The sequence below is a fragment of the Thiosocius teredinicola genome (assembly GCF_002009425.1).
Lineage (GTDB): Bacteria > Pseudomonadota > Gammaproteobacteria > Chromatiales > Chromatiaceae > Thiosocius > Thiosocius teredinicola.
This window is the reverse complement of the sequence record NZ_CP019936.1, coordinates 3,552,075-3,565,206: the sequence shown is the minus strand read 5'-3', so window position 1 is coordinate 3,565,206 and position 13,132 is coordinate 3,552,075. Positions and strand designations below refer to the sequence as shown.

Sequence of the window (13,132 nt, the reverse complement as noted above, 5' to 3'; positions counted from 1 at the left end):
AGAGGGGAGGGCAACCTCCCCTTTTTGTATGTACCGGTAACCAATTCACTCACTCGACGAACGAAGGACGTACAAATGGCTGGCGCACGCGAAGGCAGTCTGGAAGCACCTACACGGCATAATCTCGACTGGAAGAACCCCGATTTCTACGATGAAGGCAAGTTGTTCGCCGAGATGGAGCGGGTGTTCGACATCTGTCATGGGTGCCGACGCTGCATAAGTCTGTGCCACAGTTTCCCGGTACTGTTCGACCTCGTCGACGAATCCGAATCGATGGAAGTCGATGGCGTCAAGAAAGAGGACTACTGGAAGGTTGTCGACCAGTGTTACCTCTGCGATCTGTGCTTCCTGACCAAATGTCCCTACGTGCCGCCGCACGAATGGGATCTCGACTTCCCGCACCTGATGCTTCAGGCGAAGGCGGTGAAGTTCAAGAAAGAGGGTGCCTCGACGCGCGACAAGACGCTGACCAGCACCGATAAGGTCGGCTCATTGGCCGGCATCCCGGTGGTCAGTGGCATCGTCAACGCGCTGAACAAGAACAAGACGTTCCGCGGCATCCTCGAAGACGGCTTCGGTGTGCATCGCGACGCCAAGCTGCCTGAATACCACAGCAAGTCATTGCGCGCCCGCATCAGCCCCGATTCGGGCACGGGTGCGGAAGAAGCGGGCCCGACCAAGGGCAAGGTGGCGTTGTTCACCACCTGCTACGGCAACCGCAACGATCCGAAGAGCGGTGAAGATCTGGTCGCCGTGTTCCGCCACAACGACATCCCGGTGACGATCGCCGACAAAGAAAAATGCTGCGGCATGCCCAAGCTCGAACTGGGCGATCTCGAGGCGGTAGCCAACGCCAAAGACGTCAACATCCCGGCTCTCGCCAGACTGGTCGATGAGGGTTGGGACATCGTTGCACCGGTGCCGTCCTGCGTGTTGATGTTCAAGCAGGAGCTGCCGTTGATGTTCCCCGATGATCCGCAGGTCGCCAAGGTGCGTGACGCGATCTTCGATCCGTTCGAATACCTGATGCTGCGCCACAAGTACGGCAAGCTCAAAACCGATTTCAAGAAACCGCTGGGCAAGGTGTCGTACCACGCTGCCTGTCACCAACGTGTACAGCGCATTGGCCCGAAGACCAAAGAGGCGCTGCAACTCGTACCCGACACCGAGATCGAGATCATCGAGCGTTGTTCAGGTCACGACGGCACCTATGCGGTGAAAAAAGAGACGCACGGGCTGTCGATGAAGATAGCGCGCCCGGTGGTCAACAAGGTGAAACAGAATGCGCCGGATCACTACAGCAGTGACTGTGCGATGGCCGGTCATCAGATCGCCAACGGCCTCGATGACGGTAGCGAACCGGAACACCCGATTTCCTTGCTGCGTCTGGCCTATGGCATCTGAACGCGGCAACTGAAAGAACGAGGACGACATGATGAGCAAACTCACTCGCGACGATCTGTTCAGTTTGGAAAAGTACGCCGAGGTGCGGCCCGATTTCCGTGCGCGTGTCATGGCGCACAAGAAGAACCGTCAGCTGCCGATCGGCCCGAACGCCACGCTGTACTTCGAAGATGCGTTGACCATGCAGTACCAGATCCAGGAAATGCTGCGTATCGAACGGATTTTCGAGGCGGCAGGCATCCAGGACGAGCTGGACGCCTACAATCCGCTGATTCCGGACGGTACCAACTGGAAGGCGACGTTCATGATGGAGTATCCGGACGAGGCCGAGCGTCGCGTGCAGCTGACCAAGTTGCTCGGTATCGAGAAGCACATCTGGGCTCAGGTCGCCGATTTCGCCCGGGTTACGCCGATCGCGGACGAGGATCTGGAGCGCGAAGACGAGGAGAAGACCTCGTCGGTGCATTTTCTGCGGTTCGAGTTGTCGCCGGAGATGATCGCGGCGGTGAAAGAGGGTGCGGCGATCAGCATGGGCATCGACCACCCTGCTTACACTTACGCTGCAGAACCTATCTCGCAGGCCATTCGCGACTCACTCGCTGAGGATCTCGGTTGATCGGCTGGCGTGGCCGGCGAAACAAAAAACCGGGCCAAGGCCCGGTTTTTTCTTGGCGGCGCCGCGAGCGCCGTCAGAAACCTTCAGTCGAGGTGAACAGCCCGACGCGCAGGTCTTTCGCGGTGTAGATCTCGCGTCCGTCGACCTCCATGCGGCCGTCGGCGATACCCAGAATCAGTTTGCGCGTGATCACGCGTTTCACGTCGATGTGATAGGTGACTTTCTTGGCGGTCGGCAGCACCTGGCCGGTGAATTTCACCTCACCGACACCGAGGGCGCGGCCGTGACCGGGGTTGCCGAGCCAGGCGAGAAAGAAACCGACGGATTGCCACATGGCGTCGAGCCCGAGGCAGCCCGGCATGACCGGATCGCCCGGAAAATGGCAGTCGAAGAACCACAGGTCGGGGTGGATATCGAGCTCGGCGACGATTTCGCCTTTGCCGTGGTTGCCGCCTTCGTCCGCGATGCGCGTGATGCGGTCCATCATCAGCATGTTTGGCACCGGAAGCTGCGCGTTGCCCGGACCGAACATCTCACCGCGGCCGCACCGCAGCAGGTCTTCGCGCTCGAAAGCGTCCACTTTGGCCATCAAATCTCGTCCTCAATTGCGAAGCCGGCGAGTTTCCCGGCTCCAGCAAGGCTTGTCAACCGAACTCAAGGGCGGCTGGGGCGTGCCGCTAGCACCAGAATAAGCCGAACAGGCGCGGTCCGGTTGGGGTCCGCACAGCACCAGATACCTGATGACGACCATTCAATTGACAGTCGCTGACGACCATGCCGAGTTGCCCGAGGCGCTACGCGCCGAAGTGGCTTCGCTGCGCGCGCAGGTCGCGCATCTGACCGAGGCCGGTCACGATGTCATCGCCACGCAGACCCGCCTGCAATCGCTGTTGCACCAGGCGACTGACGCGGTCATTCAGTTCGAATCGGATGGCACCATCAGCAGCTTCAACAGCGCGGCCGAGCGCATCTTCGATTACCCGGAGATCACCATGCTCTACCAGCATGGCAACGAGTTGTTCGATCTGCCTGACAAGTACCGGGACAACGTGCCGGCATTCCTTGTTAATTATGTCGACACCACGAGCGACCAGGATGCCAATCCGCTGATCGGCCTGCGCAGCGATGGCCAGCCAGTGCTGCTCGAGGTGTCGGTTGCCAAGATCGAAGCCAACGATCTGGTGTTGTTCAACGATTACAGCGACGCGGATCAGTCTGAAGATGCTGCGTACGAAGCCGTGCTGTGCATCTTGCGTGATATCACCGAGCGCAAACGTGTGGCCGAGGAACTTCGTCGACATCGTGAGGAACTCGAGAACCTGGTCGAAGAGCAGGTGGCTGAGATCCGTGCGGCGAAAGAAGCGGCGGAACGTGCGAACCAGGCGAAGTCGGAATTTCTCGCCAATATGTCGCATGAGCTGCGCACACCGATGCACGCCATATTGAGTTACTCGGATTTCGGCGTGAAACGCACCGATTCGGCGGCGCCCGAGAAGATTCGCCAGTACTTCGGGCGCATTAAAGAGGCGGGAAACCGACTGCTGGATATGATCAACGATCTGTTGGATCTGGCCAAGGCGGAATCAGGCACCGCCATCTGTCGGCTGCAGACATCGTCGGTAGGCGTGATGATGACCGAGGTACTCAACGAGTTCGAGGCCCTGGCGCATAAGAAAAGCATCAATTTCGACTATCAGCTAAAGATGAACGACGACATGATCGATATGGACTCGCAACGCATGGGGCAGGTTGTACGCAACCTGTTGTCGAATGCGATCAAGTTTTCGCCGGAGTCCGGGGTGATCAGCCTGGTGGCTGAAGATAGTGACATGATGCTGGAAAATGCACAGATCGAGGCGACCAAGATCACGGTAAGTGATCAAGGGTGTGGTATTCCGCACACCGAGCTTGAGATAGTGTTTGACAAGTTCGTACAGAGCACGCGAAATCATGCAAAAAAAGGCGGGACCGGTCTGGGCCTCGCCATATCGCGCGAAATCGTGTTCGCCCACAAAGGGACTATCGAGGCAAGCAACAATCCGGATGGCGGTGCTTGTTTCGAGGTGCTGATACCACGTCACAAACCTGCCGAGTCCTGACGCGGCTTTCACCGGAAGACCCGGTGCAATTGTTTACTTTGAACCCTACACAGCAACGAGGCTTGGTTAGTTAACTCGTGGACAGTACACCCACCGTACTCATCGTCGATGATGAGCCGTTCAACGTCGAGATACTGCTCGAGTATCTTGAGTACACCGGTTACCACTTTGAGACTGCTGAAGACGGGCAGGAAGCCTGGGAGAAGCTCGAGGCCGATCCCGAGAAGTTTGATGTGGTCATCCTCGATCGGATGATGCCGCGGATGAACGGCCTGGAGGTGTTGAGCCGCATCAAGGAACACCCAGTCCTACAGAGCGTGCCCGTTATCCTGCAAACTGCGCTGGCGGCGGAGAATGAAATCCTCGAAGGCATGCAGGCAGGGGCTTACTACTACCTGACCAAGCCGTTCAATGAAGCCATGCTGCTCAGCGTGGTGTCGACGGCCATTGAGGATCGCAAGCGCTACCGGCACGCCATTGAAGACAGCGACCTGGTGGTGCGCACCTTTGGCCTCATGCGCGAGGGCGCTTTCAGCTTCAAGACGCTGTCGTCGGCGCGCGATCTGGCGACCTTTCTGGCGAATGCCTGCCCTGATCCGCGGCGTGTCGTCATCGGCCTGTCGGAGCTGCTGGTCAATGCCGTCGAACACGGCAATCTTCAGATCACCTATGACGAAAAATCCAAGTTGCGTGAAGAGAACCGCTGGGAAGAAGAGGTAGAGGCGCGTCTCGCCGATCCGGCGCACGCAGATAAAGAGGTCTCGGTGCGTTATCTGCGCGACGACAACGCAATTCGCGTTGTCATCAAGGATCAGGGCGAAGGATTCGATTGGGAGCAATACCTGGAGATCGATCCGTCGCGCGCATTCGATACGCATGGCCGAGGCATCGCCATGTCACGCATGATCAGCTTCGACAACATGGAGTTTCGCGGCAACGGCAGCGAGGTCGAGGTGACGATCAACCTCAACGGCGCCGACCAACCGCAGGCGGAATCCTAGCTGCCCGGCCGGCGCCGAACGAGGCGCACGCGATTATCCCGCGATTTCCTGCCGGATCTTGTCGCCGATATAGTCGACGAAACCGTCCAAAGGCAGCATCTGGTTGTCTTCGTCGATGCGACCGCGATATTCGACACTGCCTTGATCGAGACCACGCTCACCGATGACCACGCGATGCGGGATGCCGATCAGTTCCATGTCGGCGAACATCACGCCCGGACGGGCATCACGGTCGTCGAACAGGACATCGATGCCGGCCGCACGCAGGTCGTCGTAGAGTTTCTCGGCTGCCTCGCGTACACGCTCGGATTTCTTCATCTGCATCGGGATCAGCACCAGGGTGAACGGTGCAATCGCGGTCGGCCAGACGATCCCCTGATCATCGTTATGCTGTTCGATGGCCGCGCCGACGACGCGCGACACCCCGATCCCGTAGCAGCCCATCGTCATCGTAATCTGCTTGCCGTTCTCGTCGAGCACGGTAGCGTTCAAGGCGTCGCTGTACTTCTGGCCGAGCTGAAAGATGTGGCCGACCTCGATACCGCGTGCAATCGTTAGCGAACCTTTGCCATCGGGGCTGGGGTCGCCCTCGACGACGTTGCGGATGTCGGCGACCTCCGGCAGGGCCACGTCGCGTCCCCAATTGATGCCGAAATAGTGTTTCCCGTCGACATTCGCGCCCGCGCTGAAATCGGCGGCCACCGCAACCGCGCGATCGACCACCATCGGTAGTTTCAGATTGACCGGACCCAGCGAACCTGGTCCGGCGCCCACGGCATCGCGAATCTGCTGCTCGCTGGCCATCTGCAGCGGCGACGCAACCATCGACAGCTTTTCGGCCTTGATCTCGTTCAGTTCGTGGTCGCCACGCACCAGCAACGCAACCAGCCCGCCCTCGACACCTTCGGCTGCGACGACGATCAGCGTTTTGACCGTGCTTTCAATCGGCACACCAAACTGCTCGACCAACTCGGCGATGGTCTTGGCATTGGGCGTATCGACGAGTTCCATCGGCTTGCCCGGTGCCGGCGTAGCGTCGGCAGGTGCGACCGCTTCGGCCAATTCGACGTTGGCGGCATAGTCGCTATCGGTCGAAAAGGCGATGGCATCTTCGCCCGAATCTGCCAGCACGTGAAATTCGTGCGACCCGCTGCCGCCGATACTGCCGGTATCCGCGGCCACCGGGCGAAAATCGAGCCCGCAGCGCTGAAAGATCCGGCAATAGGTCGCGTGCATCACGTCGTAGGTCTGTTGCAGCGAGGCCTGATCCGTATGGAACGAATAGGCGTCCTTCATCAGGAACTCGCGTGCCCGCATGACGCCGAAGCGCGGGCGGATCTCGTCGCGGAACTTGGTCTGGATCTGGTAGTAGTTGATCGGCAGCTGGCGGTAGCTGCGCAACTCATTGCGCGCCAGGTCGGTAATGATCTCTTCGTGCGTCGGGCCGAAGCAGAATTCGCGGTGATGTCGATCTTTCAGGCGCAGCAGCTCCGCGCCGTATTTCTCCCACCGTCCCGATTCCTGCCACAGCTCGGCCGGTTGCACCGCCGGCATCAGTACCTCGAGCGCCCCGGCGCGATCCATCTCTTCGCGCACGATGGTCTCGACCTTGCGCAGCACCCGCAAACCGAGCGGCAGCCAGGTGTACAGGCCGGCGGCGAGCTTGCGGATCAGCCCGGCGCGCAGCATCAGGCGATGGCTGGCGATCTCTGCATCGGCCGGGACTTCTTTGAGGGTCTGCAGGGGGAAGTTGGAGGTACGCATGTCGATCCGAATGTCTGTTGGAAAGGGGATTCTAACGGCGGCCGTACAGCCCGCCAAGGCGTCAAGTTTCAAGCGTTTTCGCCGCCATAAAGGCGGTAGCGCCCGTCAACCCGGTGGTTACCGGCGCGATGGGAGCACTTGCCAGTCATGTCCGAACTTTTTCTCGTCAACCCGTTCGCCAACCTTGCGTTGCGCCGATTGACCGCTGTCGTCCTGCTGGCGATGGTGTTGGCGAGTTGGGTCTCGGCCCAGGGGCTGGCCTTTTCCGAAGCGCTGTTCGAGTGGATGGAGCGCGAATACGGCGTCGAGGCCAAACAGCGGGTGCTCGCCTTGCAGGCGTTGGTCGAAGAGGGCATGGATTGGCCGGAATTGACCAAGCTGAAGCGGGTGAACGCCTTTTTCAACCGCATTCACTATGACTCGGACTCCGCGTTGTGGGACCAGAAGGACTATTGGGCGACGCCGTTCGAGGTGCTGGGTATCAACTCGGCGGATTGCGAGGACTACGCGATCTCCAAGTACTTTACCCTGATCACCATGGGTATCGACGAAGATCACCTGCGAATCACCTACGTCAAATCCATCGAGCTCAACGAAGCGCACATGGTGCTGGCCTATTACCCGAGCCCGGACGCCGAGCCGTGGATTCTCGACAATCTGACAGCACGTATTCAACCAGCCGGCGAACGCAACGACCTGGTGCCCGTATACAGTTTCAACGGTGCGGACCTGTGGTTGGCGGTGAACCGGCTGGAAGGCAAAAAAGTAGGCGACGCAGATCGCTTGTCGCGTTGGCAGGCCTATCAGGCCAAGCTGATGCAACAGATGGCCGTAGGCCAATGAAGGGGAGCTTAGAACAATGACCTTATCCCGCCAGCTGATACTTCTCGTCGCGTCGTTGGTGACCCTGTTGTTTCTGGGAACCGTCGCGATCAGCGTGTACAACACGCGCGACTACCTCGAATCGCAACTCGGTTCGCACGCACAGGATGCCGCGACCTCGCTGGGGCTGTCGGCGACCGCGCATGTCGAGCACGAAGACCGCGCCATGGTGACCGCGATGGTGAACGCGATGTTCCACCGCGGCGATTACCTCAGCATCCGGCTCGAAAACCTCAACGGCGAGGCATGGATCGAGCGCAAGAACGAACTCAATGCCGAAAACGTGCCGGCCTGGTTCGTCAATCTGTTTACGCTGCATCCGCCACAGCGTTCGGCGACCATGATGTCCGGCTGGAAACAGGTCGGAAAAGTCTGGGTGACCAGTCACCCGGAGCTCGCCTATCAGAAGCTGTGGCAGACGGCGATGCAAACCCTGAATCTATTCCTGATCAGCGCGCTGGTCGTCATGTTGGTCGGGCTGATCGTGTTGCGCGTGCTGTTGTACCCACTGCGCGAAGTGGAATGGCAGGCCGAGGCGATCTGCAATCGTGAGTTTCCGGTGGTCGAAAGCCGGCCGTTCACACTCGAGTTCCGGCGTGTGGTCGAGGCGATGAACCGCTTGTCGTCGAAGGTCGCGCGCATGCTGTCGGATTCCGAACGCATGGCAGCGCACCTGCGGCAGCAGGCGTTCCAGGATCCGGTGACCGGTCTGGCCAATCGTCGACAGTTCATGGACGTGCTGGAACACCGCGTGTCTGAGTCCGAGATGTTCAAGTCGGGCGGCCTGCTGATGTTGCAGATCCGCGATTTCAAGGGATTCAATCAAACGCAGGGATACGCTGCCGGCGACAGCCTGCTGGCCGAAGTGGCGGAAGCCGTAGCCGCGGTACTGGAGAAGCAGCCGAGCGCAACTTTCGCCCGTCTGTCGGGCGCCGATTTTGCCATCCTGCTGGAAGGTATGGACGAAGCGGAACTGCGCGATATCGCATCGCATATCGTCGGCGCCGTCGCCGGTCTGTATGGCCGCTTCGCGATGGCATCGTCGGACGTCGCACACGTGGGCGGGGTCGTGTACACCGGGCAGTCGGCCAGCGATCTGTTGGCGGATGCCGATCTGGCGTTGCGTGAAGCGCAGCGTGAGGGCGCCAATGCCTGGGTGGTGCAGCGACATGCGGCCGAGGGGGAAACGACGCGCACCCACAGTGCGTGGCGCAGCCTGATCGAAGACGCATTGCGCAACCGCCATTTCTCGCTGCTCAAGCAGGTCGTGCTGCGCTGCAGCGACGGCGAACTGCTACACCACGAGGTTTACCTGCGATTGCAGGATCCCGATGCGCCGGGTAACGATATCGCAGCCGCGGTGTTCATGCCGATGGCCGAGAGCAGCGGCCTCAGCGGGATGATCGACAAGGCGGTGATCGATCGTGTCATCGATGCGATTCATGCCGGTGAGTTTCCCGCCAAGGTGGCGGTCAACCTGAACGCGGGCAGCTTGTTCGAAGAGGGGCTGCTCGAATGGGTGGTGGCGAAGCTGCGTCAGTACCCGGGTGCGGCCGGCCGGCTGATCCTCGAACTGCCGGAATACGGCGCCTCGGCCAATACCGATCACCTGAGCCTGTGGATCGATACGCTCACGCCACTGGGCGTGGAGTTCTCGCTGGATCACTTCGGCAAGGGCTTTTCGTCGTTTACCTACCTGCGCTCGATTAAGGCGCACTACGTCAAAGTCGATGGCAGCTTCGTGCGCAATCTCGATCAGCAGGAGGATAACCAGTTCTTCCTGCGCTCGATCGCCGACATCGCGCATGGCCTGGACATGCAGGTCATCGCCGAGTCGGTTGAAACCGAAGAGGCCTGGAAGGTCCTTAAGGGATTGGCAATCGATGGCGGGCGCGGCTACTGGTTGGGCCTTCCTGAGTAGCGATATTCTCGCCAACGACAGATGTCGTGTCGCAAGCGCCGGCATGTCAGCTTTTTTGTCACCGCCATATGTAAAGATATGCTAAGTTGCTGATCTCTGGCGCCATCGGCGAGTGGATCAGGTCTTGCTTGATTCACCGCAACTTAATGGTTTGGGCGCGTTCCTGTTTTGCCGGTGATCACTGCATTGACGAAGGTAGTCCGATCGGCGTTGCGTCCTCGTGCAACGCGTAAGCACCTGTTGGCGGCTATTACGGTCGGCAGCGTGATTTCTCACGCCGCTTGCGCGACCACGGTGGAGGAGTTCCTCGTCGCCGCTGACAGCGGGCAGTGCATCGAAAGCGTCACCTACAAGCACATCGAATCGCGCGACAAGTCAGAGGCGGGAGCGATTGTCGCCAACGCGCTGGCGGCCTTGTCGCGACGTGCCGAGCAACAGCGCGCCCTCGGTTGCGACGGTGACGTGGCCGCACAGGCGATTGCCGCCGGCGCTGATCCCAACGAGGTGCTGGACGCGACGGCAGCCGGTCTCTGAGCAAGCGGTAGCGACGCCGCGATGTTCGTCGTTTCGTAGACGAACGGCCTTCCTCGATTATGACAGCCGCAAAACCCTTCAATTCGTCGCTACTGGACGAAAACCGGGGTGACTCAGCGACTTATGAAATCGAGCGAAAGAATCTTCTGAAAATTATTCACTGAACGCACCAATTTGTGACACGAAACTGTCACATTCCGGATTCACAATTCCGGCCGAATTTCAGCAAACGATGAAATTCGCCGTATTGATTACGCAGCCACACCCAGACGTGGCCGTGAACTGAACCGAGACCGCCCTGGAGGCTTCTGTGTTTAAAAAGACTTTGGCAATCGCTGCTATTTCGGCTGCGATGGTAACCGGCGCCGCACACGCTGCGGCCGCACGTGACTACATCAGCATTGTCGGCTCTTCGACCGTCTACCCGTTCTCTACCGTGGTTGCTGAGCAGTTCGGTAAGACCACCAAGTTCAAGACCCCGAAAGTCGAGTCCACCGGTTCCGGCGGTGGTTTAAAGCTGTTCTGCGCCGGTGTCGGTGTAGAGCATCCCGACATCACCAACGCCTCGCGTCGCATCAAGAAATCCGAGCAGGAACTGTGCGCGAAGAACGGCGTGAAAGACATCATTGAAGTGAAGGTCGGTTACGACGGCATTGTCCTCGGCCAGTCGAAGGCTGCGCCGACCCTGGAACTGTCGCGTCAAGACATCTTCCTGGCACTGGCCAAGATGATCCCGGGCCCTGACGGCAAGCTGATCGCCAACCCGAACAAGACCTGGAAAGACGTCAATGCCTCGTTGCCGGCAACCAAGATCGAAGTGCTCGGCCCACCGCCGACGTCGGGTACCCGCGATGCCTTCGTTGAACTGGCGATGGAAGCCGGTGCCAAGAAGTACGACGACCTCGCCAAGTTGCGCGGCTCCAAGGACGAAGCTGAAATCAAGGAACTGATGGCCAAGCTCGGCATCCCCGAGAGCGCCTTCGATAAGAAAGGCAAGAAGGTCTTCCAGGCGGTCGCCCATGCGATCCGTGAAGACGGCGCCTTCATCGAAGCCGGCGAGAACGACAACCTGATCGTGCAGAAGCTCGAAGCCAACCCGCAGGCGCTGGGTATCTTCGGTTTCTCGTTCCTCGACCAGAACGCCGACAAGATCAAAGGTGCTGTTGTCGACGGCAAGCAGCCGACCTTCGACGCCATCGCTGAAGGCGATTATCCGGTTTCGCGTCCGCTGTACTTCTACGTGAAGAAGGCGCATGTTGGTGCCGTTCCGGGTATCCAGGAATACTTGGCCGAGTTCACCTCGGACAAGGCCTACGGTGAAGAAGGCTACCTCTCAGAGAAAGGCCTGATCCCGATGCCGGAAGCCGAGCGCGATCAGTTCCGCAAGGACTCTGAGTCGCTGAACCCGATGGAAGCGCTCTGATCGAGCTGTCTGTTTGACAGTTTGACGCATGGTTGACGGCAGCCCCATCGGGCTGCCGTCACTGTCTCCAAACGAAGTAGATCTGCGGTAACAAGAACAATGCAAGGTCCGATACTGATCCTGGTGATACTCGCGGTGATGGCATTTGCCTATCATTTCGGGCGCCGTCGTTCGCTGGCCACCGCGGGTGGTGCCACCGGTATCCGCAACCTGCATTCCTTGCCCGCTTATTACGGTTTCTACACAGCGTTGTGGGCGGGCATTCCTGCCTTGTTCATCGCAGCGATGTGGCTGTTTTTCGAAGACTCGGTGATCACCTCGATGGTCATTGAGGCATTGCCGGCCGACATGCGCAATCTGCCACCGGCGCAGTTGGGCCTGCTGGTCAACGACATCACCAACCTGGCCAATGGCAACATCGTGTCCGGTACGGTCGACCAGCCGATGCAGCAGGCCGCCGATCATATGAACGAACTGCGTGGCATCGGTCGTACGGCGCTCGCGGTCGTTGCATTGAGCATTGCGTTGGGGCTTGGATCTTTGGCCTGGCGCACCATCGGGCCGAAGATGCGCGCGCGCAACCGTGTCGAGACCATCGTCAGCGGTCTGCTGATCCTGTGCTCGATGATCGCGATCTTCACCACCGTCGGCATCGTGTTGTCGGTGTTGTTCGAATCGTTCCGCTTCTTTCAGAAGGTGCCGATCACCGAGTTCCTGTTCGGCTTGGAATGGAGTCCGCAGGTGGCGCTGCGTTCCGATCAGGTCGGCGCGAGCGGCGCATTCGGTGCGATTCCGTTGTTCACCGGCACCTTGTTGATCTCGTTCATCGCATTGCTGGTGGCGGTGCCGATCGGTCTGATGTCGGCGATCTATCTGGCCGACTATGCCGGCCCCAAGCTGCGTTCCTACGCCAAGCCGGTGCTCGAAGTGCTGGCCGGTGTACCGACCGTCGTCTACGGCTTTTTCGCGGCCCTGACGCTGGCCCCGGGTATCCGCCAGGTCGGTGAGGCGATGGGGCTGACGGTCTCGTCGGAGAGTGCGTTGGCCGCCGGTCTTGTCATGGGTGTCATGATCATTCCGTTCGTGTCATCGCTGTCGGACGACGTGATCAATGCCGTGCCGCAGTCGTTGCGCGATGCCGCGTACGCGCTCGGCGCGACCCGTTCAGAAACCATTCGCCAGGTGATCCTGCCCGCGGCCTTGCCGGGCATCATGGGCGGCATCCTGCTGGCCGCGTCGCGTGCCATCGGCGAGACCATGATCGTGGTCATGGCCGCCGGCTTGAGCGCGAACCTGACCGCCAACCCGCTCGACAGCGTGACCACGGTAACCGTGCAGATCGTTACGCTGTTGGTCGGCGACCAGGAGTTCGACAGCGCCAAAACGCTGGCCGCCTTCGCGCTCGGTCTGCTGCTGTTCGTCGTGACACTGGGGTTGAACATCATCGCCTTGCACATCGTGCGCAAGTATCGCGAGCAGTACGAGTGA

11 protein-coding genes are annotated in these 13,132 nt (G+C 59.7%); 9 read left to right on the top strand and 2 right to left on the bottom strand.

Features of this window, described 5'->3' with window-relative positions; genetic code table 11:
- Positions 1-75 precede the first annotated feature (75 nt).
- Together B1781_RS16845 and B1781_RS16840 are read left to right on the top strand one after the other, a co-directional pair.
- The gene (locus tag B1781_RS16845; protein WP_078120771.1) at positions 76-1,404 is read left to right on the top strand and encodes a heterodisulfide reductase-related iron-sulfur binding cluster; all 1,329 of its coding nucleotides are present in this window, start codon (positions 76-78) and stop codon (positions 1,402-1,404) included.
- 31 nt (positions 1,405-1,435) lie between these two features.
- Positions 1,436-2,020, top strand: coding sequence for a DUF3501 family protein (locus B1781_RS16840; RefSeq protein WP_078122111.1), 585 nt, complete (start codon positions 1,436-1,438; stop codon positions 2,018-2,020).
- A gap of 73 nt (positions 2,021-2,093) precedes the next feature.
- Here B1781_RS16840 and fabA read toward each other — a convergent pair whose 3' ends face one another.
- Positions 2,094-2,609 (bottom strand): 3-hydroxyacyl-[acyl-carrier-protein] dehydratase FabA, encoded by a 516-nt coding sequence (fabA, locus tag B1781_RS16835; RefSeq protein ID WP_078120770.1) that lies wholly within the window; start codon positions 2,607-2,609, stop codon positions 2,094-2,096.
- Positions 2,610-2,760: 151 nt separating this feature from the next.
- Here fabA and B1781_RS16830 point away from each other — a divergent pair, with 151 nt between their 5' ends.
- Positions 2,761-4,119, top strand: coding sequence for a PAS domain-containing sensor histidine kinase (locus B1781_RS16830; protein ID WP_078120769.1), 1,359 nt, complete (start codon positions 2,761-2,763; stop codon positions 4,117-4,119).
- A 77-nt stretch (positions 4,120-4,196) separates the two neighbouring features.
- Complete coding sequence (locus B1781_RS16825; protein WP_078120768.1) at positions 4,197-5,120, top strand: response regulator; 924 nt, start codon at positions 4,197-4,199, stop codon at positions 5,118-5,120.
- Positions 5,121-5,153: 33 nt separating this feature from the next.
- On the opposite strand, the gene B1781_RS16820 is transcribed toward B1781_RS16825, so the two are convergent.
- The gene (locus B1781_RS16820; protein WP_078120767.1) at positions 5,154-6,884 is read right to left on the bottom strand and encodes a proline--tRNA ligase; all 1,731 of its coding nucleotides are present in this window, start codon (positions 6,882-6,884) and stop codon (positions 5,154-5,156) included.
- Positions 6,885-7,031: 147 nt separating this feature from the next.
- Here B1781_RS16820 and B1781_RS16815 point away from each other — a divergent pair, with 147 nt between their 5' ends.
- The 5 genes from B1781_RS16815 to pstC all read left to right on the top strand — a co-directional run bounded on the left by B1781_RS16815 (position 7,032) and on the right by pstC (position 13,132).
- Positions 7,032-7,727 carry a transglutaminase-like cysteine peptidase gene (locus B1781_RS16815; protein WP_078120766.1) on the top strand — a complete coding sequence of 232 codons (696 nt, stop codon included), beginning with the start codon at positions 7,032-7,034 and terminating at the stop codon, positions 7,725-7,727.
- Between the two features lie 16 nt (positions 7,728-7,743).
- A complete protein-coding gene (locus B1781_RS16810; RefSeq protein ID WP_078120765.1) occupies positions 7,744-9,687 on the top strand; it encodes a bifunctional diguanylate cyclase/phosphodiesterase in 1,944 nt (647 codons plus the stop codon).
- 186 nt (positions 9,688-9,873) lie between these two features.
- Positions 9,874-10,221 carry a hypothetical protein gene (locus B1781_RS16805; RefSeq protein ID WP_125932142.1) on the top strand — a complete coding sequence of 116 codons (348 nt, stop codon included), beginning with the start codon at positions 9,874-9,876 and terminating at the stop codon, positions 10,219-10,221.
- A gap of 352 nt (positions 10,222-10,573) precedes the next feature.
- Entirely contained in the window at positions 10,574-11,644 is a 1,071-nt protein-coding gene (locus B1781_RS16800; protein WP_078120763.1) for a PstS family phosphate ABC transporter substrate-binding protein, read from the top strand.
- 99 nt (positions 11,645-11,743) lie between these two features.
- On the top strand, positions 11,744-13,132 hold the full coding sequence (pstC, locus tag B1781_RS16795; protein ID WP_078120762.1) for a phosphate ABC transporter permease subunit PstC: 1,389 nt from the start codon (positions 11,744-11,746) through the stop codon (positions 13,130-13,132).